This is a genomic window from Thalassomonas sp. M1454, from assembly GCF_007097525.1.
Classification (GTDB): Bacteria; Pseudomonadota; Gammaproteobacteria; order Enterobacterales; family Alteromonadaceae; genus Thalassotalea_A.
The window spans coordinates 337,327-364,184 of record NZ_VKDD01000001.1 but is presented as its reverse complement, the minus strand read 5'-3'; the positions used below and the strand labels follow the sequence as shown (position 1 = coordinate 364,184).

General features: G+C 38.2%; 21 protein-coding genes. 11 read left to right on the top strand and 10 right to left on the bottom strand.

All coding sequences use genetic code 11. From position 1 onward, the window contains the following. Positions 1-61: 61 nt before the first annotated feature. A complete protein-coding gene (locus FNN08_RS01530; protein ID WP_143582880.1) occupies positions 62-1,642 on the bottom strand; it encodes an AbgT family transporter in 1,581 nt (526 codons plus the stop codon). Between the two features lie 154 nt (positions 1,643-1,796). Here FNN08_RS01530 and FNN08_RS01525 point away from each other — a divergent pair, with 154 nt between their 5' ends. From FNN08_RS01525 to FNN08_RS01495, 7 genes are all read left to right on the top strand, one after another. Further along, positions 1,797-2,588, top strand: a complete 792-nt coding sequence (locus FNN08_RS01525; RefSeq protein ID WP_143582879.1) for a PhzF family phenazine biosynthesis protein — start codon at positions 1,797-1,799, stop codon at positions 2,586-2,588. A 55-nt stretch (positions 2,589-2,643) separates the two neighbouring features. Continuing rightward, positions 2,644-3,135 carry a gamma-glutamylcyclotransferase family protein gene (locus FNN08_RS01520; RefSeq protein ID WP_143582878.1) on the top strand — a complete coding sequence of 164 codons (492 nt, stop codon included), beginning with the start codon at positions 2,644-2,646 and terminating at the stop codon, positions 3,133-3,135. An 11-nt stretch (positions 3,136-3,146) separates the two neighbouring features. Then, positions 3,147-3,614, top strand: a complete 468-nt coding sequence (ybaK, locus tag FNN08_RS01515) for a Cys-tRNA(Pro) deacylase (RefSeq protein WP_143582877.1) — start codon at positions 3,147-3,149, stop codon at positions 3,612-3,614. Positions 3,615-3,665: 51 nt separating this feature from the next. Further along, positions 3,666-4,844, top strand: coding sequence for a chromate efflux transporter (chrA, locus tag FNN08_RS01510; protein ID WP_143582876.1), 1,179 nt, complete (start codon positions 3,666-3,668; stop codon positions 4,842-4,844). 130 nt (positions 4,845-4,974) lie between these two features. Further along, positions 4,975-7,122, top strand: a complete 2,148-nt coding sequence (locus tag FNN08_RS01505) for a prolyl oligopeptidase family serine peptidase (protein WP_143582875.1) — start codon at positions 4,975-4,977, stop codon at positions 7,120-7,122. 216 nt (positions 7,123-7,338) lie between these two features. Beyond that, positions 7,339-7,698 (top strand): DUF4212 domain-containing protein, encoded by a 360-nt coding sequence (locus FNN08_RS01500; protein ID WP_185962536.1) that lies wholly within the window; start codon positions 7,339-7,341, stop codon positions 7,696-7,698. A gap of 156 nt (positions 7,699-7,854) precedes the next feature. After that, the gene (locus tag FNN08_RS01495) at positions 7,855-8,523 is read left to right on the top strand and encodes a response regulator transcription factor (protein ID WP_143582873.1); all 669 of its coding nucleotides are present in this window, start codon (positions 7,855-7,857) and stop codon (positions 8,521-8,523) included. 71 nt (positions 8,524-8,594) lie between these two features. Here the strand turns inward: FNN08_RS01495 and FNN08_RS01490 are convergent, their stop codons facing one another. The 6 genes from FNN08_RS01490 to FNN08_RS01465 all read right to left on the bottom strand — a co-directional run bounded on the left by FNN08_RS01490 (position 8,595) and on the right by FNN08_RS01465 (position 17,255). Beyond that, a complete protein-coding gene (locus tag FNN08_RS01490) occupies positions 8,595-10,349 on the bottom strand; it encodes a flotillin family protein (protein ID WP_143582872.1) in 1,755 nt (584 codons plus the stop codon). Positions 10,350-10,381: 32 nt separating this feature from the next. Beyond that, complete coding sequence (locus tag FNN08_RS01485) at positions 10,382-11,017, bottom strand: OB-fold-containig protein (protein WP_185962535.1); 636 nt, start codon at positions 11,015-11,017, stop codon at positions 10,382-10,384. 129 nt (positions 11,018-11,146) lie between these two features. Then, positions 11,147-14,569, bottom strand: coding sequence for a PAS-domain containing protein (locus tag FNN08_RS01480; protein WP_143582870.1), 3,423 nt, complete (start codon positions 14,567-14,569; stop codon positions 11,147-11,149). A gap of 43 nt (positions 14,570-14,612) precedes the next feature. After that, positions 14,613-15,053: a hypothetical protein gene (locus FNN08_RS01475; RefSeq protein ID WP_143582869.1), complete on the bottom strand. Its 441-nt coding sequence runs from the start codon at positions 15,051-15,053 to the stop codon at positions 14,613-14,615. 213 nt (positions 15,054-15,266) lie between these two features. Then, entirely contained in the window at positions 15,267-17,003 is a 1,737-nt protein-coding gene (locus FNN08_RS01470; protein WP_143582868.1) for a sodium:solute symporter family protein, read from the bottom strand. 3 nt (positions 17,004-17,006) lie between these two features. Continuing rightward, positions 17,007-17,255 (bottom strand): DUF4212 domain-containing protein, encoded by a 249-nt coding sequence (locus tag FNN08_RS01465; RefSeq protein ID WP_143582867.1) that lies wholly within the window; start codon positions 17,253-17,255, stop codon positions 17,007-17,009. Between the two features lie 733 nt (positions 17,256-17,988). On the opposite strand from FNN08_RS01465, the gene FNN08_RS01460 reads away from it, so the two are divergent. From FNN08_RS01460 to FNN08_RS01445, 4 genes are all read left to right on the top strand, one after another. Continuing rightward, complete coding sequence (locus tag FNN08_RS01460) at positions 17,989-19,848, top strand: putative nucleotidyltransferase substrate binding domain-containing protein (RefSeq protein WP_143582866.1); 1,860 nt, start codon at positions 17,989-17,991, stop codon at positions 19,846-19,848. Positions 19,849-19,871: 23 nt separating this feature from the next. Next, a complete protein-coding gene (locus FNN08_RS01455; RefSeq protein ID WP_143582865.1) occupies positions 19,872-20,573 on the top strand; it encodes an exonuclease domain-containing protein in 702 nt (233 codons plus the stop codon). Positions 20,574-20,782: 209 nt separating this feature from the next. Beyond that, positions 20,783-22,678: an acetate--CoA ligase gene (gene acs / locus FNN08_RS01450; RefSeq protein WP_221931756.1), complete on the top strand. Its 1,896-nt coding sequence runs from the start codon at positions 20,783-20,785 to the stop codon at positions 22,676-22,678. 149 nt (positions 22,679-22,827) lie between these two features. Continuing rightward, positions 22,828-23,877: a DcaP family trimeric outer membrane transporter gene (locus FNN08_RS01445; protein WP_143582863.1), complete on the top strand. Its 1,050-nt coding sequence runs from the start codon at positions 22,828-22,830 to the stop codon at positions 23,875-23,877. A gap of 158 nt (positions 23,878-24,035) precedes the next feature. Here FNN08_RS01445 and FNN08_RS01440 read toward each other — a convergent pair whose 3' ends face one another. The 3 genes from FNN08_RS01440 to FNN08_RS01430 all read right to left on the bottom strand — a co-directional run bounded on the left by FNN08_RS01440 (position 24,036) and on the right by FNN08_RS01430 (position 26,442). Next, positions 24,036-24,233: a DUF3185 family protein gene (locus FNN08_RS01440; RefSeq protein ID WP_143582862.1), complete on the bottom strand. Its 198-nt coding sequence runs from the start codon at positions 24,231-24,233 to the stop codon at positions 24,036-24,038. A 75-nt stretch (positions 24,234-24,308) separates the two neighbouring features. Next, a complete protein-coding gene (locus tag FNN08_RS01435; protein WP_143582861.1) occupies positions 24,309-25,889 on the bottom strand; it encodes a PH domain-containing protein in 1,581 nt (526 codons plus the stop codon). Beyond that, a complete protein-coding gene (locus FNN08_RS01430; RefSeq protein ID WP_260679254.1) occupies positions 25,882-26,442 on the bottom strand; it encodes a PH domain-containing protein in 561 nt (186 codons plus the stop codon). Before FNN08_RS01430 ends, FNN08_RS01435 begins: the two co-directional genes overlap by 8 nt. Positions 26,443-26,858 lie beyond the last annotated feature (416 nt).

The following is a 26,858-nucleotide window of genomic DNA, read 5'->3' as shown; positions in this document are numbered from 1 at the left end:
GCTTTATTAGCCGTTAATGTTCTAGCTAATAAGTTTAAGCTAGAACATTAACTCGCTTTATTTAAGGCTGAAAATAAATAGGTGAACCAGGACCTACTGGTAAACCAAAAGCAAATACCCAAATATAGAATAACGCTACCCAACCGGCTAAGAAAGCCAGACTATATGGCAACATAGTCGCTATTAATGTTCCTATACCCATGTCTTTTTTGTACTTAGTTGCAACCGCAAGTATCAAACCAAAATAGCTCATCATAGGGGTGATTAAATTGGTGACCGAGTCGCCAATACGGTAAGCCGCTTGAATGGTTTCAGGTGCATAGCCGATCAGCATTAACATAGGCACAAATATAGGAGCGGTAGCTGCCCACTGTGCAGATGACGAGCCTAATGTTAGGTTAATTACCGCACACATTAAAATAAATAAAACAAAGACCTCAGGGCCAGTCATGCTTAATGCTTGTAATAGTTCAGCACCATTAATTGCTAAAATGGTGCCTAAATTGGTCCATTTAAAAAACGCAACAAACTGTGCCGCAAAAAATACTAGCACAATATACATGCTTAACGAGCCCATACTTTTACTCATAGCGTTAATCACATCACGATCGTTTTTCATGGTGCCAACCACTTTACCGTAAACAAAACCAGGGATGGCAAAGGTAATAAAGATAAAAGCGACTATGCCTTTTAAAAACGGAGAGCCTTTTACTAAACCAGTTTCAGGGTGTCTTAAAATACCGTCGTCAGGAACGATAGTAAGCGCGAGTAGTATTGCTAAGCCAAGAAAAGTTAAGCCAGCATACATTAAGCCTTTACGCTCAATTGCAGACAAGTGTTCAATATTAGTGTCTAGCACTTCACTTGCCTCATCTTCATTGTATTTTCCTAATCTAGGTTCAACTACTTTTTCAGTAATAAAGGTACCTAAGATTGCAATAAGGAAGGTTGAGATCATCATAAAGTACCAGTTGGCTTCAGGACCAACTTGGTAATCAGGGGCGATCATTTGCGCAGCTGGCGTTGTTATACCTGCAAGCAGAGGGTCAATTGTACCAAGTAATAAGTTGGCACTATAACCACCTGAAACACCAGCAAAGGCAGCAGCTAAACCAGCTAACGGATGGCGACCTAAGCTATGAAAGATCATGGCTGCAAGTGGAATTAAAACTACATAACCAAGCTCCGAAGCTGTATTTGATAAGATAGCTGCAAACACTATCATAAAGGTTACTAAGCGCTTAGATGCTCCCATAACCATGCCGCGTAATGCCGCAGATAAAAAGCCTGAATGTTCAGCAACACTAACACCAAGCAATGCAACTAAAACAGTGCCTAGAGGTGCAAAGTTAGTAAAGTTAGTAACTAAGCCAGTGACAATTTTTTGCAAACCGTCGGCGCTCATTAGGCTAACCACTTCAATAACACCATCAGGATCTCGTCCTGAAGAGCCTATTGGGCGAGGGTCAATTGCGCTCAATCCGAACCAATCAGCAATGCCACTAAAGACAATGATGAATAAGCAAAATAGGGCAAAGAGTGTGATTGGGTGAGGTAGCAAGTTACCTAAAAATTCAACCGAAGCTAAAAATCGATTAAACCAAGTATCTTTAGGTGCCTGCTGTGTAGTTTCTATAGTCATAAATTACAGCTTAATGATTAAAAAATAAAAACGAAAGTTAACACTTTTAAGGAGAAAATACCTCATTAAATGACGCAGTGATGGTATTATTTTTATTATCAAACATGTATATGACCTATGATTAAAAATGTAGCAACATAAAATACGGTAAACTATGATTTTAAATATAAATATTGTGGATGCTTTTACTAGCGTAGCGTTTAAAGGTAATTCTGCGGCAGTTCTTATTACTGAGCACAACCTTAGTGATGAGTTAATGCAAAATATTGCGATAGAAAACAATCTATCAGAAACGGCATTTGTAAAGCCACTGGCTAAGAATTCTTTTCAAATACGTTGGTTTTCGCCAATTACCGAAATAGATTTTTGTGGGCATGCTACTTTAGCTGCCGCTTTTACTTTGTTTGCACAAGATAAGTCTTTATTGCAAGTTGTCTTTCAAACATTACATGTTGGAGAGTTAACAGTTAAACGCAAAAATGATGGCTTAATTGAAATGAGCTTTCCTAATTGCGCCCCTAAACATGTTGACCATATACCTGAAGACTTACTTAATGGGTTATCTATTAAGCCTAAGCAAGTGCTTAAAAATCAGCAAGCTTACTTTGCCGTTTATGAGCATGAGTCTGATGTTATTCAAGTAGTACAAAACTCTAACGAGCTTAAAAAGCTGAAGCCTTATGATGTGGTTGTTACTGCGCCTGCGAGTAAATATGATTTTATATCGCGTTATTTTTGGCCGGCTAACGGTGGTGATGAAGACCCTGTTACTGGTTCTATTCATGCTGGTCTTGCGCCATTTTGGGCTAAGCAGTTAAATAAGGATAACCTTAGTGCTTATCAGGCATCGCAGCGTGGCGGCGAGTTAACTTGCCGTATTAGTGATGACCGGGTTTTAGTCTCAGGCAAGGCTGTGCAATACTTGCAAGGTACAATAACCGTCTAATTAGAAAATACCCACTTGGTTAATTAACTTGGTATAAAACTACATAAGGAAAAAAATGAAATACTTTGCCTATGGCTCGAATATGTCAATTGCAAGATTAAGTGCTCGTGTGCCAAGTGCTAAACGCTTAGGTACATTTATTTTAAAGCAGCATACATTAAAATTTCATAAAGTAAGTCATGACGGCTCAGGTAAATGCGATGCATATTTTACTCAAAATAAGCATGATAAAGTCATTGGCGCTTTGTTTGAAATAGCTGAAAATGAAAAGCCTTACTTAGATAAAGTTGAAGGTTTGGGCGTTGGCTATAATGAAAAAACAGTACTTGTTGAAGATGAATTTGGCAATCAAGCACAAGCTTCAACGTATTATGCAATCACGATAGATAGCGAGGCGGTGCCATATTGCTGGTATAAAAAACATGTATTAATTGGTGCTAGAGAATCGGCTTTACCCAAGGAGTACATTGCACAGATCGAACAGGTAGCCTTTAAATCTGATGCAAATATTGAAAGAACGAAAATAGAAAATTCACTGCACCTTTAGGCTGTATTGTTATGACTCCAGCAATTAATTTGTTAAACAAACACAAAATAGCGCATACAGTGCATGAGTATCAGCACGACCCACTTTGTGACTCGTTTGGTTTAGAAGCCGTTGAAAAACTTTCTTTACCTGCCGAGCGTGTATTTAAAACCTTAGTTGTTAGTTTAGATAATAATGAACTTGCTGTAGCGATAGTTCCGGTGTCTTTTAAGCTCAGTTTAAAGCTAATTGCCAAAGCTGTTAAAGCGAAAAAATCTGTGATGGCAGATAAAGCTGCAGTTGCACGAAGTACAGGTTATGTTTTAGGTGGAGTGAGCCCTTTGGGGCAAAAGAAGCGGTTGAAAACAGTTATAGACAGTTCCGCTAAACAATTTCCTAGTATCTATGTAAGTGCAGGTAGAAGAGGTTTAGAAGTTGAGTTGTGCCCTAAAGATTTGAGTTCTTTAACCAACGCTATATTTGCTGACATATGCTTGTAATATATGCATACTAAAATGAGCTATTAAATTAATTAACCAATGAAAAACTCGATGAATCAATGTGTTGAAGTGTTCTGGCGATTTCTTTTACTAGGCTGTATCAGCTTTGGTGGTCCTGCTGCTCATATTGGCTATTTTAGGAAAACATTTGTCGAGCAGTTAAAGTGGCTAGATGAATCTGCTTACGCACGCCTTATCGCTTTGAGTCAGTTCTTGCCTGGGCCTGGCTCTAGCCAGATTGGCTTTAGTATTGGCTACCAACGAGCTGGCTTAGCAGGTGCTATTTCGGCATTTATTGGCTTTACCTTACCTTCTTTTTTATTGCTCTATTTTTTTGCCTTAACAACTAGTCAGCACAGCGAGCAAGTGTTTCTTGATGGTGTTATTCATGGTTTAAAACTGCTAGCTGTTGTTGTCGTCGCCGATGCTACATTAACTATGTTTAAAATGTTTTGCACCAACAGATTAACTATTTTTATATTTGCCGCTAGTGCTCTGTTTTTAATGCTTTTTCCAAGCTTGTTAAGCCAATTGTTGGTATTGGTTGCTAGCGCATTAATTGCGCTTGTATATCAAAAAGTAGCAAAATCAAAAGCTAACCCCTCGATAGTTGAACAAACATCGTCGACAGCAAAGCATATGGGTTTTAATAAGCTACCAATGATACTGTTTTTGAGCTTATTAATCGTACTACCTTTTATCTCTTTACCTTGGCCATTACTTAACTTATTCAATGACTTCTACCTTGCGGGTAGCTTAGTGTTTGGTGGCGGCCATGTGGTTTTACCGTTATTACAAGAAACACTTGGAAGCGCAGTTACTACCGATAATTTTTTAACGGGCTATGCAGCTGCACAAGCCGTTCCTGGCCCTATGTTTACTTTAGCTACTTTTTTAGGTGCTAGTTCTTTACCTGAACAAGCTCTTCTTGGCGCAACTATAGCTACTTTGGGAGTTTTTTTACCGGGGTTTTTATTAATACTGAGCTTACAAGAAAGTTGGTCTAACTTGGCTCAAAATAAAAATATAGCTAATGCTATTGTTGGCGTAAATGCAGCCGTTGTCGGTTTATTATTAGCCGCTTTGTATAACCCTGTTTTCATCAGTGCTGTGCTGTCTATTAGTCAGCTTGTGATTGTCTTAATAGGTTTTGTACTATTGCGCTTTACCAAGTTACCTATCTTGACCTATGTAATTAGTTTTGCCTTGCTTGGATATTTTTTATTTTAGTTACCTTGTATTAATCAAGTGTTTATCTTGCTTTACAAGGAGTCGGTCGCATTTTTAATGTTTGTTGATAGACATATAGTGCCTGAGTCTTTATTCTTGAGCCGATTACAAAAACAAACTAAGAATAACTATGAAAAAAATGACCTTATTATGCCTTGCAGGCCTGTTAACCGCTTGTGGTAATGACAATGCCGAGCAACAAGTTACAACCTCTCAAGTAGAACCAAATCATTCAATTAATTACCCAATTACTCGCAAAGGTGATGTGGTTGATAAGTATTTTGATACTGAAGTAGCCGACCCATACCGTTGGTTAGAAGATGACCGTAGTGAAGAAACTGCGGCATGGGTTACAGCAGAAAATAAAGTAACCTTTGATTATTTAAATGCTATTCCATATAAAAACAAAATCAAATCTCGTTTAGAAGAGCTTTGGAATTATGAGAAGTTCAGCGCACCTTTTACCGAAGGTGAATATACTTATTTCTATAAAAATGATGGTCTGCAAAATCAATATGCTGTTTATCGTCAAAAAGATGGTGGTGAAGTTGAACTTTTCCTCGATCCAAATAAATTTAGTGCCGATGGAACTACTTCATTAAGTACGTTGAGTTTTTCAAAAGATGGTTCTATTGCTGCATACGCTATTTCTGAAGGCGGTAGTGACTGGCGTAAAATTATTGTTATTGACGTTGAAACTAAGCAGCCTCTAGAAGAAGCGTTAGTAGACGTTAAATTCTCAGGGATTTCTTGGTATAAAAACGAAGGTTTCTATTACTCTAGCTACGACAAGCCAAAAGGTAGTGAGTTATCGGCTAAAACTGATCAACATAAATTGTATTACCACAAGTTAGGTCAAGCACAATCACAAGACCAAGTTATATTTGGTGCTAGCGAAGATGAAAAACGTCGTTATATTGCTGGTGAAGTTAGCGAAGATAATCGCTTTTTAATTGTTACTGGTGCGCAATCAACGTCAGGTAACGATCTATACATAAAAGATTTAACTAAAGCTGATAGCAAGCTAATTAACATTCTCGATCACCAAAAATCAGATACTTATTTACTTCATAATGAAGGTGATAAGCTTTTCTTTGTTACTAATTTAAATGCGCCAAATAAAAAAATCGTTACCGTAGATGCGAATAATCCAAGTGTTGAAAACTGGATAGATTTGATTGCTGAAACTGAAAACGTATTAGTACCATCTGTTGGTGGTGGCTTTATTTTTACTGAGTATATGGTTGATGCGATTTCAAAAGTTAACCAGTATGACTTCAATGGTAAATTAGTTAGAGAAGTAACCTTGCCAGGTGTAGGTAGTGTTTCAAGCATTTCTGGTAAAGCTAGCGCAAGCACCTTGTACTACTCTTTCACTAACTACAAAGTAGCATCAACAATCTATCGTTTTGATGTTGCATCAGGTAAGTCGGAAGTTTATTTAGCCTCTGGCGCTAAATTTAATAGTGATGACTATGTGTCAAAACAAGTATTTTACACATCGAAAGATGGTACTAAGGTACCAATGATTATTACCCATAAAAAAGATATAGAACTTAATGGTAATAACCCAACTATTTTATATGGTTACGGTGGTTTTAATATTAGTCTAACGCCAAGTTTCTCAATTGCTAATGCTGTGTGGATGGAGCAAGGTGGTATTTACGCTGTTGCCAACTTACGTGGCGGTGGTGAATACGGTAAAAAATGGCATGATGCTGGTACGAAACTGCAAAAACAAAATGTGTTTGATGACTTTATAGCCGCAGCCGAATATTTAATTAAAGAACAATATACTTCGAGTGACTATCTAGCCGTTCGTGGTGGCTCTAATGGTGGCTTATTGGTTGGCGCTGTGATGACGCAACGTCCAGACTTAATGCAAGTTGCTTTGCCAGCCGTTGGTGTATTAGACATGCTGCGCTACCATACTTTTACGGCAGGTGCTGGTTGGGCTTACGATTACGGTACAGCTGAGCAAAGTAAAGAAATGTTTGAATATTTACAAGCTTACTCACCAGTACATAATGTAAAACCTGGAGTTAGTTATCCTGCGACTATGGTCACAACTGGAGATCATGATGATCGAGTTGTGCCAGCACACTCATTTAAGTTTGCTGCCCACTTACAAGATAAGCAAGCAGGCAGTGCGCCAACGCTTATTCGTATTGAAACTAATGCTGGTCATGGTGCAGGGACACCTGTTGCTAAAACCATTGAACAATACGCAGATATCTTTAGCTTTACCCTTTACAATATGGGCGTAAAGCAACTGTAGTCAGTAATTTGTAATGCAAGAGGCATCCTGCGGGGTGCCTTTTTTTTGTTTTTTTTCTATTGGCTATTTTATTTTTCATCAAGCTAGTATATTGTGTTTGAACACTCGTACTATTTCAAAAGCAATAACAAGTAAAAATACGAGCGCTTAATAATATAAAAAAATATAAAAATAATAATAAAATCCAAATAGCTTTGCAGAAAAATGGGGAAATATATGGCGAAAGAAAATATATCGCAATACACATCTCTAAAATCCATGGACGAACGTTTAGATTTGTATTGGCAAGCAAGTAAAAAAGTATTTTATATATTAACTGGTATCTGGCTTATGGTTACATTTGGCTTTGGTATCGTTTTAAACGAATGGTTAATGCAAGTTAGTGTGTTTAACTTTCCTTTAAGTTATTTATATAGTGAAGTTGCTGCTATGGCATTTCATTTGTTGCTGTTGGTTTCTTATTTGACTTGGATGAATCGGATCAAGCTTAAACTTGGTTTACAAAATAAAAACCCGGCTAAATTAACGAAAGCTCGATTACGAGAGCAATACCAACAAACTCAGTTACATTCTTAATATCACTTCTTCAAACCGTCTAATGTTATTTAGGCGGTTTTTTATTTACTACAACCATTTAGTCGAAAAACATTTGCTATTAGCCTAAAGTCTTATAACATTATCTTTACAAAACCCTTACAATGAATAGGGAAATAATAGTAGGGACAATATAAAATGTTTTCACCAGAGAAAGTTATCATTGCCGATGACCATCCACTGTTTAGGCAAGCATTGCTAGAAACCTTAAAAGAGCGGATGTCGAGCACCAAATGGTTACAAGCCGAAACGGTCGAAGAATTAGATAAATTGCTATTATCAGATAGTGATTCAGACCTACTTTTACTTGATCTTAATATTCCTGGAGCTCATGGCTTTAATACCTTAATTCATGTTCGCCAGCATTTTCCTCAAATTCCTGTTGTTGTGGTTTCAGCTTATGAAGATATCGACACCATAACCCAAGCTATGAATTATGGTGCAGCAGGTTTTATTCCTAAATCTACAGATGTTTCAACTATATTCACAGCCATTAATAAGGTGCTGTCTGGTGAACTATGGACTCCTGAGACAACCTCTTCTAGCACGCAACCTGACAGTAAAGCATTAGTTGCTAAACGTATTGCTAGCCTTACCCAACAACAATATAAAATTTTACTTATGTTTGCTGAAGGCCTGTTAAATAAGCAAATTGCTTATGATTTAAATGTTTCTGAAGCGACCATTAAAGCGCACGCAACAGCAATATTTAAAAAGTTAGATGTACGAAACCGTACACAAGCGGTGATTGTATTAGGTCAGTTAGATTTAACTGAAACAGATTTTTCACAAGAGATAAGTCTGTAATAGCGCTCTGCTTTTAGCTTACTTGCAATCAACAAAAACCAGCACCATTTGTGCTGGTTTTTTTATTGAAATTACTCGGCGTTCGGAGCCTGATTGCTTCCGTTTAACGTTTGTTTGGTAACTGTAATAGCATCGTTGGCGAGATTATGGTTGCCAGTGATTAAATCATCTAGGGTCCCTGTCTTAGCATCCACTATGCCAAGTTCACGCATCATAGTATCAATTAAAGGTGCGTTAGCTCTATAACCTAATGCTGCTGAGGTTATCTGCTCAGCAAGGCCTCCGCTTGTTGCTCCGCTACCTTCACCATTATTAACGACCGTGTTACCAGCATTGGTCCCAAAACCTTGTAAAATTTTAATTCCATCTATGTTTTCTAAAGGTTTAACTGCATTAGAAACAATCTCTGGTAGTGCAGAAAGTATTGCTAGTGATTTTTGAAGTTCAACTTGCTCGTCCCTAAGTTTGTTTTCTGCTTCATAAAGAGCCTCTTTACCTGCAGCTTCAACAGCGTATACTTTTTCATCAGCTTCTGCAGACAGTTTTTTCGATTCAGCGTCAGCTTTTGCTTCTATAAGCACTGCTTGAGATCTATCTTCTGCCGCTTTCATTTCCGCTTGTGCTTGAACTGTAATTCCAACAGCTTCGCGTTCAGCTTCTTTTGTTGCATCGATGACTTCTATTTCTTTTTTACGATTTGCTTGAGCAACTTGCTGGGTTGTTATTACGGCTTCTTCTTTTTCTACTTTACTTTTCTCTGCTTCAGCTGCTTTTGCTCGTGCGGCTGATTCTTCTTCTGATTTTTCTGCAATTGCAATTTGCTTATCTTGATTTGAAACTTCGATGTCTTTTTCTTGCTGAATCCGCGCTTGCTCGATAGCTTTTCTTTTATCTATTTGTTGAGTTTCTATTTGTTTAGACTTTTCAATTTCAGCTGCTTCAACAGCTTTTTCTTTTGAAATTTCAGCTTCACGCTCTTCACGCTCACGTAACTCTCGTTGTTTAACAATTTCTGCTTGTTGTTCTACACGTTTAAATTCAATCGCTTGTTCTTGAGCTAACTGCGCTTCTTTTTGTGATTGCTGAATTTCTAGAGATTGCTTTTCTGCATCTAAATTACGCTGCTCTATTTTTATGCGGTTTTCTTGTTCAATATCGTTAGTTTCTTTACGCTTTTCTTCAATGATTTTAGCTAAACGAGCTCGGCCTTCAGCATCAAACGCGTTGTTTTCATTGAAAAATTGTAGGTCGGTTTGATCAAACCCTGTTAAAGATACTGATTCAAGCTCTAGGCCATTCTTTTCAAGATCAGACATCACACTTTGTTGTACCTTTTGTACAAACTCCGTACGTTGTTCGTGCATTTCAGTCATGCTCATTTCTGCTGCTACGGCTCGAAGTACATCAACAAATTTAGATTCCATTAGTTTTTTAAGCTCTTCAACTCGCATGGTACGAGTACCTAACGTTTGTGCCGCCATAGAGATGCCTTCAGAGTTTGGCGCAACTCGTAAGTAGAAATCAGACTTTACATCAACACGCATTCTATCTTTAGTGATAAGTGCATCTTTTTGTGTTTTTTCAACTTCAATCCGTAGGGTGTTCATGTTTACAGGAATAGTCTCATGTACAACTGGTAGTACAATTGCCCCTCCGTCTTTTACTACTTTCTCACCGCCCATTCCGGTTCGAACAAAAGCAATTTCTTTAGTCGCTCGAATATAAAGTTTAGCGAAAATAAGGCCGATTGTGAGCAATGAAATTAAAATAGCTCCAGCAATAATGGCAATGAATGTTAAGTTATCGCCTGTGGCAAATTGGTTCATGAAGAGTCCTTGTTATTAAATTTTATTAGTTGTTATTGTTTTAAGCTCGCAGCAATCCAACTGCTAGCCTTTTTCTCGAGTAATACTACGTCAGTGCCTTGTGGAAATTCTTGCGTTTTTTGCTCAGGTTCCACCATGACATAGTGTTTTTGTTGGTAATCATCAATTAATACAGCTTGTGCAGCATTTCCACTAGATGCTTTGCCTAAGGTGATTGTTGCAACTCGACCAGCAAACTCAGTTGTAGAGGTGGCTGATGATTCATTTTTAGGAATTACTTTTGCAATCCTTGCGCCTAAGTAATGCGTACTAATAAGAGCAGTAATTAACGCTACAGGCTTGCTTAGCCAAAATAAAAATTCAAACTGTATCGTAGTAATTACTATGTAATTATAAATTAACCCGCCCAATGCAAAACTAGTGAGTAGTAATACTAACCAAACTAAAAGGGGTAGTTTATTTAAGCATAACCAACCAAGTAATGAGGTTAGTCCGCCATTTGATATATTGGCTTGCGTGTCAATATCGATATCAACTAGGTCATCGAGTAGGCTCATCAAGCTAGCGCCAATAAGGAGAGCTAAACCTTCTAACATTGCTACACCAAAAACGATCGTTAAAGCTATGGTGTATGGGAGGTTAAGGTCGGAAATAAAGAATTGGTACAATAGTTACATCCTTGTTTTTATAATCAATTTTTAAGGATAAACTATTGTTTCAATAATGTTAATTTTTATTTGTGTGATGCAGTAAAGTAGAATTTTATTAACAAAAGTTACCTACCTATGAGTGATATCCTATTTCGGTGAATAATTTTGTTGTAAAGACTCAGTTAGCATAGCACTCATCATAGCCCTTAGGGCTGCAGGTTTAACCATTTTTCTCATATAGCCTACGCCTGCATTTTCGGTTTTATCCTGTATATCATGCTCTGTAGTTGCTGTAATAAGTATTGCTGGTAGTTTCCGTTGTGCTTGCAAGCGAATTTCTTTGATTAACGTAAGGCCATCTTCATCATTATCTAGTTGATAATCAACTAACAAGATTTCAATATTAGAGTGGCGTGCATAAAGGTCTTTGGCTTGTTGAATTGAACTTGCCCCATAAACATTACATTGCCAAGCGTTAAGTAGGTCTAGCATCCCCTCTAAAACTTTAGGGTCGTTATCGATACACATTACCGTAACACCTTGTAAGCCAACCTTAGGAGTTGGCGCTATATCTACGATTTGCTCTGCGCCTGTTTGTGGCACCATTATTGAAAAGTTACAGCCATGATCAGGCTCAGACTCTAGCTGTAGTTGGTGGCCTAACATTTGTGCCAAAGATTGCGTAATACTTAAGCCTAAACCTAACCCTTTAGCGCTTTGACTGGCATTGGTATGCAATTGTGTAAATTGTTCAAATACTAGCTTTTGCTTATCAAGAGGAATACCTGGGCCGTTATCAACGACTTGAATTTTTAACTGATCCTCAAATAATTTTGCCGCAACCACCACCTTGCCTGGACTGGCATAACGAAATGCGTTGGTTAATAAGTTTTGCAGTATACGACGCAGTAAGTGTTTGTCTGAGCGGATCCATTGATGTGAGGTGAACACTTTAAATTCAATATTGTATTCAAGCGCTGCAGCAGAGAACTCTTGTTCGAGTTGGCTTAAGATATCATTTAAACAAAAAGACTCGATATTTGGCTTTATGCTACCGCCTTCAATGCGAGCCATTTCACCTAAATTTGCCAGTAAATCGTTGGCTACGCGCAAGGCATGATCAATATTATTTACTTGTCGTTTTTGGCTATCACTGAGCTTGTTTTCATCAGTTAATGCCGAAGTAAACAAGCGTGCCGCTTCTAATGGTTGCATTAGATCATGGCTACATGCTTTTAAATATAAACTTTTTTTACGGTTAGCTTGCTCTGCTTTTTCTCGAGCTATAGCAAGCTCACTATTAACTGATTCAAGTTTTTTAGTGCGCTCGGCAACTAAGCTTTCTAGATCTAAGTTTTCTGCTTTTAATATTTTTTCTGCTTGGCGGTATTTAGTTATATCCCTAAAAATCATAACAAAGCCGCCATCAGGTAAAGGGTTGCCCTCAATACGGATAACTTGGCCTGTGTTGTGCTCTTTTTCAGAAATATGTGATGTACCTGCCCGTAAATGGTTAAGGCGTTTCTCTACCTCATTGTCAATATCACCATCACCACAAAAGCCCTGCAACGCGTTGTAACGTATTAAATTTTCAACTGGACTGCCGATGTAAATCATCTCTTCAGGGTAATTAAATAGCTCTAGATATTTTTTATTCCATGCCATCAAGTTTAAGTTTTTATCGACAATGGAAATACCTTCGCTGGCGTTTTCGATGGCACTTTGTAATACGTTTTGATTAAATTGCTGCTGCTGAGTTGAGGTTTCTTCAACTAATTTCGCTAGTTCAGTTAGGTTGATGTTTCGTCCTTGTAAGGCCGATTTTAATACCAACTTTGCTGAGGCTGAGCCCATTACCGCTGCCAGTGTTTGTTCACAATGCTGCAATAGTGCTTGTTTATATTGGTTGTTGTTCATTGCACTTTTATCAATGCTTTGTTCAAACTCTACAAAGCTTAATTCGGCTTTATCTTCACCAACAAAGTTTGCTAATAACAACTTTAATTCGGAGCTATCAATGCTGCTTTTTCTTTGTGGGATAGCTACATTGGTTGAATCTTCTGAGAAGAAAGCTGCTTGTACTCGTTCATGTACGCTTTGACGGCTTAATAATGAAATTGCCCACATAACAATGATGTTACAGCCTAAACTGATTAACGTAGAGCTAGTATTTACCGATAAAGAAACGCCACTTAATGGTTGTTGATAAAAACCTAGAGCGGGTAAAAAGTTCAACAAACACCACAAAGAAAATCCGGTAGCAATACCACTAAATACACCGGTTAAACTAGCATGTCGCCAGTAAAATGCGGCTACCAGAGCTGGAGTTAATTGCGCTATAGCACCAAATGATATTTCACCTAGAGAGGAAAGCGCGCCAGGTGAAACCATTAAAAAAGCACCGTAACCAAGCATAATAATGAGTAAGACTAAGAATTTTCTTATGTTCAGTAGCTTTAAGCGGAAACTCTCATAATTATTCTGCTGCTGACCGCTGCGGAATAATAGCGGGAACACTATCTCGTTACTGATCATAGTACTAAGGGCAATTGATGAGATGATCAGCATAGAACTTGCTGCTGAAATTGCGCCAAGGAAAACCAGTAATGAAAGCCAAAACTGATTCTCTAAGCCTGGCAGCAATAGCACATACGAATCTTCAGCTATGCTGCTATCAAATAACATTTCACCAGCTAAACCAAGAGGAATCGCGAGTAATGCAAATATCAAAATATAAATTGGAAATACTCTGCGGCTAAACTTAGTATCGCTTTCACCTCTAGCTTCAACCACCATCACTTGGAATTGTCTTGGTAATGACAGAAACGCTGCCATGGCGATAATTAACATGCCGAGCATGGCTGAAATATTTGGTAGGGATAGTTGTTGTTCGGTATCGATATTTGCTTTTTGCCATAATTGAGAAGGGGAATCGAACAGCATAAAACAGACAAAAATGCCTACAGCAATAAAGGCAAAAAGCTTAACCAATGATTCAAATGCAATAGCCAACATAACCCCAGGGTGACATTCATGAACATCGATATTTCTAATGCCGAAAACGACAGTAAATACCGCTAACACCAGGGAAATGATTAAACCTAACTGCCATGCATTAACGTTATTGTTTATTTGCAACAACTCGAAAGAGTAGACTATCGCTTTAAGCTGTAAAGCCATGTATGGCAAGGTTCCAATCAAAGCAACTATAGTCACAAGAATGGCTAAGTTATGTGACTTACCAAAGCGGGCGGCAAGTAAGTCGGCAATCGATGTTAAATTTAGTTTTAAGCTGACTCTAATAATGCGCTGGATGAAAGGCCAAGCAAAAACAAACAGTAAAATAGGGCCTAAATAGATAGGGATATGAGAAAATATATTGGTTGAGGCTTGTGCTGTAGTTCCTAAGAAACTCCAAGAAGTACAATACACCCCTAAGGTAAGAGCGTAAATTATCGCTTTGGCATTGCCGACTAATTTATGTCTATATTTATCGCCTAAATAGGCAATAATAAAGAGTAAACCGATATAAACTAAACTTAATGTGGCTAATTGCCAGTTTTGGAACATTTAATTGCTCTCTATTATTGTTTAATGTGTTAGCAAATGGCCGCTAGCCACCATTTTGAGTATAAAACTCGCTTATATATTGCCCACCCTTTATTTGTAACACTAATCGCATTTTTTGACTATCACCTTGTGTACCATTTAGCTCTCTAAGTGGGGTTTTATTAAACCAATAATAAGGAGAGTCACTCATTTGTAAAGGGTAAACCGTTGCTACATCAGATGAATCAACTAAAAATAATGTTGCAGTATCAAGAGGAAATGTAGTGTTTACATGAGTTACGCCATTTTCATCATATACGTTGGCTTTGAACTCGCCACTGCTTAATACACACTTACCGGCGAGCACATCACAAGAGCTTTCCGTCGTTAGTTGAATAAATTTTGTTTGCTCTGCATCGTGCGCTAAATAAAAGTCAGAGGCGATATAGCCACCAATAGCTAAAATTGGTGCAATAAGAATGGCAAGTTTTGTGTGTCTGTTCATCAAACATTTTCCTATGAATGAATGCTAAGCAAAAATGCCAAAATTGATCATTATCGAGCTTGGCAGAGATTGGAAACTATATGTATTTAGTATTTCATATTAATTGCGAGTATAAAATAACAAATGCTTATAGTTTATTGTTTTAATTTGATTTATTTTAATTTTGATAAAATAAAGACTCCCGTAGGAGCCTTTATTAATTACTCAAGGTTATTAGTGAGCGTGAGCTTCACCTGCACCTTTTGGTATACGCATGTTTTCAACTAAATGTTGAATTTCTTCAGGCGCTTCACCAGTTGCTTTACATACTGCAAATGCAACAGCAAAGTTAACTAATGCACCAACTGCACCAAATGCGTTTGGTGAAATACCGAAGAACCAGTTTTGCTCTAAGCCACCCATAAATGAAGTGCCAGGGATAAACATAATGCCCTTGTGTTGGAACACGTACAGCATAGTTACACCGATACCAGAACACATACCAGCTACTGCAGCTTTACCACTGATCTTCTTCGAGAAGATACCCATCATTAATGCCGGGAATATTGACGATGCAGCTAAACCAAAGGCTAGAGCAACCGTACCGGCGGCAAATCCAGGCGGGTTGAGACCGAGATAACCAGATATTAAGATAGAGATGGTCATTACAATACGACTGGCTCTAAGCTCTGCTTTCTCCGACAAGTCTGGCGTAAGCACCCCTTTCATTAAATCATGTGAAATAGAGGATGATATTGCTAATAATAAACCGGCTGCTGTTGATAGTGCAGCGGCTAAACCACCGGCGGCAACTAAAGCTATAACCCAGTTAGGTAAGTTTGCAATCGCAGGGTTTGCAAGAACCATAATGTCACGGTCAACTTTAACCATTTCATTTTTCTCAGCATCCGCTACGTATTGAACTTTACCGTCACCGTTTTTATCTTCAAACTTAAGTAAACCAGTATTTTCCCAGTCTTTAAACCACTGTGGACGCTCTTCATAAACCATGTGTTGACCAGCTTCTGGTTCAATTGTGTTCATTAAGTTAAAGCGAGCCATTGCACCTACTGCAGGAGCAACAGTGTAAAGTAAAGCGATAAATACTAAAGCGTACCCTGCTGAAGAACGAGCTGCTTGTACTGAAGGTACAGTGAAGAAGCGCATAATTACATGAGGTAAACCAGCAGTACCGATCATAAGAGACATAGTGTAAGCGAACATGTTTAATGTGCCGCCCATATTGTCTGTGGTGTACTCTTTAAAGCCTAAATCAGTAACAACTAAGTCAAGTTTATCAAGTAAGTAAACGCCACTACCGTCAGCTAAAGTACTACCTAAACCAAGTTGCGGAATAGGGTTACCAGTTAGTTGTAATGAAATGAATACTGCAGGAATTGTGTAAGCAAAAATAAGTACACAATATTGCGCGATTTGCGTGTAAGTAATACCTTTCATACCACCAAGTACTGCATACACCCAAACAACCATCATACCTATGCCTAAACCTAAGCCGTAATCAACTTCTAAGAAGCGAGAGAAGGCAACACCTACACCTTTCATTTGACCAATGATGTAAGTTAGCGAGGCAATAATTAAACAAACAACAGCTACAACACGTGCCGTTTTTGAGTAATAACGATCACTAATAAACTCAGGTACAGTGAACTTACCGTGTTTACGCATGTATGGTGCAAGCAATGTTGCAAGTAATACGTAGCCACCAGTCCAACCCATTAAGAATACTGAGCCACCGTAACCTAAGAAAGCAATAAGACCAGCCATTGAAATGAATGATGCAGCACTCATCCAATCGGCACCAATCGCCATACCGTTTTGTATTGGCGTAACGCCACCACCAGCAACGTAGAAATCACTAGTTGAGCCTGCTCGAGCCCACCAAGCGATACCGAAATAAATGGCAAACGAGCCAAATACGGCAATATATGTATATAGTTTTAACTCATCCATTGCTTATTCCTCGACGTTATATTTTTTGTCTAGTTTGTTCATCTGCGATGAATACCAGAAAACTAAAGCAACAAACGTGTAAATAGAGCCTTGTTGCGCGAACCAGAAACCTAGCTTGTAACCACCGAGTCTGATTTCATTTAACGGCTCAACTAAAAGCAAGCCAAAGCCAAATGAAACTACAAACCAAATGACAAGGCAGATAAGTATTAGGCGTAGATTTTCGCGCCAATAATTTGCGTTATTCTCCACAATGTTCTCCTCGTTATAGATATTTTTATAATTATTAAATCTTGTTGTAAGTATCAGTTAAGGAAGAAGACTAGCGATACTGCATCTATTGGAGCTTTTACCTAACATACTAATGTTGAAGCTAATTAGTTAGGCAAAAAGACCTACAAATCATCGGCAAAATCTTTTTCTAACTAACACACTAGCAATGATGGGGAGGGAAGAATATTAAACTTTAGTCTATACCGGATTTATTCGTACCTCATAAACCCTATCGACAGCAACCTGTCGGTTGTAGTCAAGAGCAAGTCTATAACAGGTTTAATAATTCTTATTAAACCTATACGACAGAAGCCTATCGGTTGGAGTTTTCATATGCTTTATTGGTTCATCATAAAGCTTATCAACAGAAGCCTATCGGCTTTAGTCAAGAGCGAGTTTACATCAAGGTGTCAGACACCTTGATTTTTTATATTAGCTTTCAGCTTTAGTCAAAAAAGAGTCTATAGCATATTTATTCGTACCTCATAAATCCTGACGACAGCAACCTGCGGTTGGAGTTTTCATATACTTTATTAGTTCATCATAAAGCTTATCAACAGAAGCCTATCGGCTTTAGTCAAGAGCAACTCAATATCAAGGTGTCAGACACCTTGGTCTACACCTTTAGTCTAGGTTTTGTGGCTATTGGTTGAGTTAACTTCGGTGATCAAGTAAAACTATTAGTATGCGATATAACTAGGTTGAACTTTAGATGAGTACAGAGTTGGCAGACATTCATGATTTTATCAAAGCGATAGAACCATTTAATCAATTATCAGATAGTGCTATTGGTCAGGTTATTAATCAGATCAGTATCTGTTATGTGCGTGAAGGTGAGCCTTTGCCGCCACAAGGAATTGATCAGCCAAGTTTGTATTTTTTACGTAAAGGCGCGCTAGCTTATTATGATATGAGTAATGGCGAAGATGGTGAACTTTTAGGTAAATATGGCGAAGGTGATATCTGTAGTGTCTTTTGTCGCACCGATAGAAAAGAAAACATTAAGGTGATCCCTGAAGAGGACACCTTACTTTGTGTTATCGATTACGAAGAGTTAAAGGTAATTATTAAAGATTACCCTGAAGTGTTCGCGTTCTTTATGAATACGGCAGGTGAGCGTTTACAAAATAAAGTCGCAAGCATTAATGAAGAGGCTATTGTGTCTTCAACACTGATGAATATGTCGATAAGTGACTTTTACCATGCGCCAGCAGTTACGATTGATTCGAAACAAAGTATTCAAGACGCGGCAATTAAGATGACCGAGTTGGGCTTTTCGTGTTTAGTAGTGGTCACTAATGATGAGCTTGCGGGCATAGTAACTGATAAAGATTTACGTCGTCGCTGTATTGCTCAAGGTTTAGCGGTAACTCAACCGGTGAGCGATATTATGACCTCTAACGTGCAGCTAATCGATGTGAACCATAGTGCTCACGATGCCTTGATTAAAATGACCAGTGGCAGGATTCATCATTTACCGGTCACCAAAAATGGCAAACTAGCGGGTATGGTTACCGTTACAGATTTAATGAATCAAGAAGGTTTAAATGCGGTTAATATGGCGAGCACTATTCGTAAGGCGAATACGGTTGTTGAGCTAGCTAAAATTGCTGAATTATTACCTAAATTACAAATTAGGATGGCCAAACTTGGTACTACGGCAGATCATGTTGGCAAAACCATAAGTGCCATTACCGGCTCATTTACTATGCGCTTAATTGAAATGGCCGAAAAACAAATAGGCCCAGCTCCAGTACCTTATGCGTGGATGGCTGCTGGCTCTCAGGCTAGACAAGAGCAATTTGCTCATTCTGATCAAGATAACGCGCTAATCATTAGCGACGATATGCAACCAGAAGATGATAAATGGTTTGCTGACTTGGCCAAGTTTGTCAGTGATGGTTTAGCGGCATGTAATTTTATTTACTGTCCTGGCAATGTTATGGCGACTAACCCAAAATGGCGTCAACCGGCAAAAGTGTGGGGTCAGTACTTTGATAAATGGATTAACCAACCTGAACCACTAGCATTAATGCATAGTAGTATTTTCTTTGATTTAAATACGGTGTGTGGTGATGCTTCATTACTTGCCGGCGTACGCGCAAAAATGCTCAACAAAACTAAAGCCAATACTTTATTTGTGGCACATTTATCGGGTAACGCGTTAAAACTTAGACCACCATTAGGCTTTTTCCGTGATTTTGTTTTGATCTCAAATGGTAAAAATAAGAAGACTTTAGATTTAAAACACAATGGTATTGCCCCTATTGTCGACTTAGCCAGAATTTATGCTTTATCGGAAGGAATAGAAGCGGTAAATACAATTGACCGATTGCGACAAGCATCAGGTACGCCATCGTTAAGTAGCAAGTCTGCAGCCAGTTTAATCGATGCTTATGAGTTTTTAGGTATGCTAAGGGTTGAACACCAAGCAAGACAATTACAAGCCAATACTGAACCAGATAATTATTTAGCGCCAAAAGAAATATCTCGGCTTGAGCGAGAGCACCTTAAAGATGCTTTTAAAGTGATTAAATCTATGCAAAATAGTCGTCAAACGACTTATAGCTAAGCAAAACAGAGAGTTAAAGTATTGTGTTCACTAACTTAGTTGATTATTTTTTTAGTTTAGAGAGTAAGCGTAAAAAGCTGCTAGCTAAAGCACCAGAAGGTCCGTTAAAAGAATTTCTTAAAGTTCCCTTTGCCAGCACCGAACAGGCAATAGGTGAAGTAGATATTTTGGCATTAGATTTTGAAACAACCGGACTTAATGCCAAACAAGATAAGTTGCTTAGCGTAGGTTATGTTAATTTTAAAAATGGCTTAATAAAATTAGGCCAAAGTCACCACCAAATTATTTGTAGTAATGGTGATATGGATAAAGACAATGTAGTTATTCATCAGATCACCGATACAGAAAAAGCTAATGGCTGTCAGCTTGAACAAGTTATAGAGCAATTATTGAGTGATTTAGCCGGTAAAGTTATGTTGGTGCATTACGCTAATATTGAAAAAACTTTTCTAGAGCAAGCCTGTATTAAGCTTTATGGCATGGCTCCGGTATTTCCTATCATTGATACATTAGCGTTAGCTAAAAAACACTTTGAACGTGCGCAAAAGCATTTTGATCCGTCCCAGTTGCGCTTAATAAATTTACGTGCAGCTTATGGCTTACCAGCTCATCACGAACATAATGCCTTAAATGATGCTATTGCTACGGCCGAGTTACTATTAGCGCAAATGCGAAATTACCCACAAGGCTTTTCTACGCCTTTATCTGAATTCCTTCTGAAGTAATTATTTACTGCATAAAGCGCCTGCTTTACTTACTCGTGTTTTAATTTACTTAGACTAAGGTCTAAGGCGATTTCGACCGTTTTTAGACTTAGGTCTAATGTTCATAACAGCATAATTTCCCTACCTTAATATCATCAAGTTGAAATAAAAAAATTATTAGGCATTTTTTCATCTTTTCTAAATGCCACAACAAAGTTATGGAGAAAATTATGAATGTAGCCAATACCCCGGATATCTTTTATCCGAGTCAAGAGGTTATCGATCAGGCGAATGTTAGCGATTACGAAGCTATGTATAAGTACTCAGTTGAAGACCGTGAAGGTTTTTGGGCTGAGCAAGCTGAAACTTTATCTTGGTTTAAAAAGTGGGATACAGTTTTAGATGAAAGCAACGCACCATTTTATAAATGGTTCGATGGTGGTCAAATTAATATTGTTCACAATGCCATTGATCGTCACCTTGAAAATGCCAACCGTAATAAAATGGCCATTATCTGGGAAGGTGAAAACGGTCAAAAACGTAATTTCTCATACAACGGATTAAACCGTGAAGTGTGTCAATTTGCTAATGTATTAAAAAGCATGGGCGTTGAAAAAGGTGATGTAGTTACTATTTACATGCCACAAATTCCTGAGCTTGTTTTTGCAATGTTAGCTTGTGCCAAAATTGGCGCGGTACATTCTGTAGTTTATGGTGGTTTTAGTACCGAAGCATTAGCATCTCGTATTGATGCAGCCCATTCACGTGTTCTTATTACTGCTGATGGCGGCTGGCGTCGTGGTAAGCAAATTGATTTAAAATCAATTGCCGATGATGCTATGAAGCGCTCGCCAAGCATTGAAGTTTGTATTTGTGTTAAAAACAACGAACTTGATGTTGAAATGGAGCCTTCACGTGATTTTTGGTTACATGATTTAAAAGCTTTACCTATTGCTGGTAGCACATGTGAAACTGAGCCTACAGAAGCTGAAGATCCTCTATTTATCCTTTACACGTCAGGTACAACAGGCCAGCCAAAAGGTATGGTTCATACTCACGGCGGTTATGCTGTTTATACCTCAACAACTCACCGTATGGCGTTTGATATTAAGCCACAAGATAGATGGTGGTGTGCGGCCGATCCAGGTTGGATCACAGGTCACAGTTATATTGTTTACGGTCCACTGATTAACGGTGCCACTATCATGCTTTATGAAGGTGCTCCTAACTATCCTTACCCGAACCGTTGGTGGCAAATTATTGAAAACTACGGCATCAATATTCTTTATACATCACCTACCGCAATTCGAGGCTTAATGCGCTTTGGTGAGCGTTGGCCGAAAAAACATGACCTGTCTAGTTTAAGACTACTCGGTAGTGTTGGTGAACCAATAAACCCTGAAGCGTGGAAGTGGTATCACAGCGTAATTGGTAATGGTAAATGTCCAATTATTGATACCTGGTGGCAAACCGAAACCGGTGGTTTCATGATTTGTCCATTGCCTGTAACACCATTAAAACCAGGATCTGCAACTAAGCCATTCTTTGGTAATGAAATCACTATTGTTAATGACGATGGTGTCGAGGTTGCAGCTAATGAAGAAGGTAAGTTGATGATCAACAACCCTTGGCCGGGTATGGCGCGAACTGTTTATAAAGATGCGCAGCGCTATAAAGATTTGTACTGGGCAGAAGTTGATGGCAAATGGCGCTACCTTGCCGGTGACAGTGCTAAGAAAGACGACGATGGTTACATCTGGGTTATTGGCCGCATTGACGAAGTATTAAAAGTCAGTGGTTATCGCTTAGGTACATCTGAAGTAGAAAGTGCATTAGTAAGTCACCCGTCAGTTACTGAAGCTGCAGCGGTTGGCCTACCTCATGAACTAAAAGGTAATGCTATTCATACCTACGTAATTCTTAAAGATGGCGTGGTTGCAGATAACAAGTTAGCACTTGAGTTAAAAGCTCATGTTGGTGCTGAAATGGGTAAAATCGCGATGCCAGAAGCGGTTGAGTTTGTTGACTCATTGCCTAAAACTCGTTCAGGAAAAATTATGCGTCGAGTACTTAAAGCGAGAGCTTTAGGGCAAGACGAAGGTGACTTAAGTACGTTAGAAGAATAATTTTAACGACAGCATAACTAATAACAACAATAAGCAATAAAGTCGGAATTAACACTAAATAAATTGGGGAGGTAACTCCCCTTATAATAACTAAAGATCGCCTGAACGGATGTTAGCAGTCTACCTGGGAAGTCGATGGGGAGTGAAAAATGTTAAAACGAAACAAACTAGCTTTAGCTACAGGACTAGCATTATTAACAGGTGCTGCAAATGCAGGTTACACCATTAAAATTAGTGATCAAGACAGTATTACTTTTGGTGGTTATGTAAAAGTTGATGCCCGTTATATTGACGGCGATGTACCAGCGACTGAATATTGGTATGGTGGCGGCTCAAAGGGTGAAGACACAGAAAATTTTGCAATTACAGCAAATGAAACTCGCTTTAATACTAAATATGTACATGGCGATGTGACTGCCTTTATTGAAATGGATTTTTATGGTGAAGCAGTTCGTGGTGGTGGTAATGAAGCGATTTCTAACTCATCTAAACCACGCTTACGTCATGCGTTTATTAAATATGAAAACTTATTGATTGGTCAAACTTGGTCAACCTTTGTTAACACCGGCGCTTTAGCTGAAACTGCCGATTTTGGTGGTCCGTTAAATTCGGTAGCCTTTATTCGACAAGGCCAAATCCGTTATACCAATGGTGGTTTACAGCTAGCAATCGAAAACCCTGAAACTTACACTGAAAATGGTTTAACAGGTAACGATACAGCTCCAGATCTTATTGGTAAATATACCTTCAGCGATGATTGGGGTTCTATCTCTATTGCTGCAGTAGCTCGTCAATTACAAACTTCAGATGATGATGAAGAAGCGGCACTTGGTTTTGGTATCTCAGGTAAGATTAAAACCTTTGGTAAAGATGACTTACGTTTCCAAGTACATGGTGGTGAAGTAGGTCGTTATGTTGGTGTTACAGCTTCACGTGATTTAATTGCCGATGAAGTTGAAGAAACTACTTCAGTTATGGTTGCGTATCGCCACTTCTGGAATGACGATATTCGCAGCACCGTATTTTATGGTAATACCACAACAGAAGAGTCTGATGTTGACAGAACTCATGTTGGTGTGAACTTATTTAAAAATTACACTAAAGAATTAGCATTTGGTGTGGAAATAGGTAATTACGAGTTGGCTAATCAAGATGCTGATTCTAACTACTTACATTTCACTGCTAAGTATGTGCTATAGAAGAGTTTAACTTTTCCCTCGTTCCTATTCGCCTATGACGAGGTTTTTACAGGGAGAGCAATTGCTCTCCCTTTTTTTTGCTTTCATGGATGAAAGTATGCAAATCACCATGGATGGTTTTAGATTTGTAGCACAGGACATGGGGGATGCCATGGAATCTACTTTCGTGACATAAAAAAGCCAATACCAAAGCAAACGGCAGCGCCAATATATAATTGCATTACTCTATCTGAAAATGAACCTGTAAAGGCTGATGAGAATTGTGAACTGGCACCGGTTGATTCTTGATATCCCCAAATAGCTAGACCTATTCCTACAATCATTAATGCGATGCTGATAAGTTTCTTATTCGACATGTATTACTCCTAACTAAACGCTGTTAGTTACTAGCCTAGTCCAAAAAAGCCATTTGATAAAACCGCTGTCGAGGTTTACATCCAATTTTTCTTTGATTGTTCTACTTGTTGCAAACTATTATTTATTAGGCTTAGGCCAATTTTTTCACTTAGATATGGAATAGCTATTGCGCCACTGGCAAGTACAAATTCAATTGAACACAACTGCCTTTGTTTTAAAAACCAACTCTGTTTAAAGCTTGTTTGCTGTACCTTATAAATAGGGAAGCAATAATAGTCGACGCCTAAACAGCCTTTTCTTACATAGATAAAATTATCATCAACAGCATAACCCTTACGTAAATAACTCATTGTAATTAAGGCGCTAATAAACAGTGCAAAAACTAAAACATAAATAATCATGTCTACTGGTTGATCAACATAAACAAAACTGGTGATTATTGCGGTAATAGGCATAACAAAGATAAATAGGTTTCTTACTAATAAACGAGGGCTTACTCGTTTGAACTGGATATCTGCTAGCTGGTTTTCAGGGTAGGCGTCATCAATTAAAAACTGACATTCTTTGCGCGTAACTGATGGCACAATTATCTTGTTGGTAAGTTGTCCTGGCTGAGTTTGTTGGAAGTTAGCGTTGGATTGTTCAAACTTTAAATTAATACGGCCAAGTAATACATCTAACCAATCTTGTTGTCTAACTATGACTTGTAGCCTAGATAAGCGCATGGTTACTTCGTTACGAGTAAATAAACCGCTACGACGGATATAACGGTCGCCACTTTTACTCAACTTAAAGTCATGAAAAGCTATTATTGAACCTATGATGGAAAATATGGTGATCGGGATCATAACCATTAAGGTAAGTGATATTGCCGTAGTGGCTATTTGCCAGCCAGATTTCCCTTCAAATTCAAAGTATTGTTCAACATTAAAGCCAAACAGGTAAAGCCACTGGCCTATTTTGTCACTTATTTGGTCTATAAATGGCGCTAAACCAGCAATAAATATCCATACTCGGTTGTTGGTAATACCATGAATAACCAAATCATCTAAATTTCGAGTATCAAGTACCACTTCATCTTCACTTTGTTCAGGGGAATCTTGCTCGGTATTTGTGGTGACGTTTTCAGGTTTATGAGCGGCTAATATTTCATCTTTTAGCTGCAATGCTTTGCGCTTATTAATAGCCACCACTTTTGCTTCTTGTTTAATCGAACCTGCGGTATCTAGCTGCATACAGGTATAGCCAAAAGGGCGATAATAAAGCGGTTCGGTTAGCTCAACATTTTGAATGCGAGAAAACGGTAGGTTTATGTACTTCTTAGAAAATACCCCCGAGCGGATCTCTATTTGCTGGTTAGATAAGCGGTATTGAAAAAAGTAAAAACTTAGCACTGCCGACAATACGATTAATGCAATAAAACCATAAATAATTGGTAGCCAAAAGCTTGGGTTTTCGGCTACTTTGTCATAACTCAGATACAGAGCTGGCGCTAAATAAATAAAATTGCCAAAAATACCTTTGACTAGCTTGAGCACAAAATATATCAGTGCAATAGGAGAGATTCTTTGCCAGTTATTAGTCGATGTGTGGCTTGCTGACTGCGATGTTTGCTCACAATCGCGTTCTAAATCAGAGTGCAGCTCATTATCCATGCTGATTTAAATCCTTATGGGATAAAATATACTGTCTAATATTTTCGGCATTGTCATAATCTAACCCAGGGACTTCGAATGTATGCATAGCTCCACCAGCACTAAATACTTGTAAGCTTGCTAAGCCAACTTTACGTTCTACAGGACCTCTTTTTAATTCAACGTGTTGTACTCGCAAAATTGGTTGGCTTACTGTTTTTCTAAAAATAAGACCTGACTGATAGCTGATATCTTGTTCACGCAAGGCGTATTTTTTTTTCGGATCGGCAAAGTAACTATATAAGTATTTTAATAAGCCAATGGAGCCAATGACCCATAAAGCCACTTCTAATACTACTTTTAGTTCTTTAGGTGGCACGGCCCAAGGTTGGTATTGTATTGCCAGAACTAAAGTCATCACTATCAATGTTGTTATCAATATAACTAAGCGATGTGTGGGGAAGTACTTAGATGACAATGCACTGAATTCTAGGTTGGCAATACTAATTAGTTCATTAGTAGCTATATTTTCATTACTAAAATCTTCCTGTATCTCAGATATTGTTGGGTTCACATCAATCCTTGCTAGTTATATAAAACAATAACCATCGTAATTAACTCCCCCATTGAGTTCAACCTAAATAAAGCACAACCTAGTTGGTATGCTTTTATTGGGTAAATTGTTAACACAAAAAAATGCTCAATCAATAGGTTAAAAAATATCATCCATACAGTGATTGTTTACACAGCGTTTGTCAGCTATTGATAATGTATTAACAAGCAATGCTTAATTGTTATTTTGCATACGTATGCATAGCTATATTGCTATGCATACGTATGTAGTAATTTGCACTAAAACTGTAAATTAACGTAACTTTACTTACATAGATTAATAGTGGCGTTTTTTTAAACAGCCGGCAGACTTGAAAAAGCAGTTATACGATTTGAGCAATACCTATAAGCGGTATATTTAATTTTCAATAGAGATCA

Bases quoted from the DNA above. Each gene is read 5' to 3' on its own strand.
- FNN08_RS01530 (WP_143582880.1), bottom strand. From the start codon at position 1,642: ATGACTATAGAAACTACACAGCAGGCACCTAAAGATACTTGGTTTAAT.
- FNN08_RS01525 (WP_143582879.1), top strand. From the start codon at position 1,797: ATGATTTTAAATATAAATATTGTGGATGCTTTTACTAGCGTAGCGTTT.
- FNN08_RS01520 (WP_143582878.1), top strand. From the start codon at position 2,644: ATGAAATACTTTGCCTATGGCTCGAATATGTCAATTGCAAGATTAAGT.
- ybaK (WP_143582877.1), top strand. From the start codon at position 3,147: ATGACTCCAGCAATTAATTTGTTAAACAAACACAAAATAGCGCATACA.
- chrA (WP_143582876.1), top strand. From the start codon at position 3,666: ATGAATCAATGTGTTGAAGTGTTCTGGCGATTTCTTTTACTAGGCTGT.
- FNN08_RS01505 (WP_143582875.1), top strand. From the start codon at position 4,975: ATGAAAAAAATGACCTTATTATGCCTTGCAGGCCTGTTAACCGCTTGT.
- FNN08_RS01500 (WP_185962536.1), top strand. From the start codon at position 7,339: ATGGCGAAAGAAAATATATCGCAATACACATCTCTAAAATCCATGGAC.
- FNN08_RS01495 (WP_143582873.1), top strand. From the start codon at position 7,855: ATGTTTTCACCAGAGAAAGTTATCATTGCCGATGACCATCCACTGTTT.
- FNN08_RS01490 (WP_143582872.1), bottom strand. From the start codon at position 10,349: ATGAACCAATTTGCCACAGGCGATAACTTAACATTCATTGCCATTATT.
- FNN08_RS01480 (WP_143582870.1), bottom strand. From the start codon at position 14,569: ATGTTCCAAAACTGGCAATTAGCCACATTAAGTTTAGTTTATATCGGT.
- FNN08_RS01475 (WP_143582869.1), bottom strand. From the start codon at position 15,053: ATGAACAGACACACAAAACTTGCCATTCTTATTGCACCAATTTTAGCT.
- FNN08_RS01470 (WP_143582868.1), bottom strand. From the start codon at position 17,003: ATGGATGAGTTAAAACTATATACATATATTGCCGTATTTGGCTCGTTT.
- FNN08_RS01460 (WP_143582866.1), top strand. From the start codon at position 17,989: ATGAGTACAGAGTTGGCAGACATTCATGATTTTATCAAAGCGATAGAA.
- acs (WP_221931756.1), top strand. From the start codon at position 20,783: ATGAATGTAGCCAATACCCCGGATATCTTTTATCCGAGTCAAGAGGTT.
- FNN08_RS01445 (WP_143582863.1), top strand. From the start codon at position 22,828: ATGTTAAAACGAAACAAACTAGCTTTAGCTACAGGACTAGCATTATTA.
- FNN08_RS01440 (WP_143582862.1), bottom strand. From the start codon at position 24,233: ATGTCGAATAAGAAACTTATCAGCATCGCATTAATGATTGTAGGAATA.
- FNN08_RS01435 (WP_143582861.1), bottom strand. From the start codon at position 25,889: ATGGATAATGAGCTGCACTCTGATTTAGAACGCGATTGTGAGCAAACA.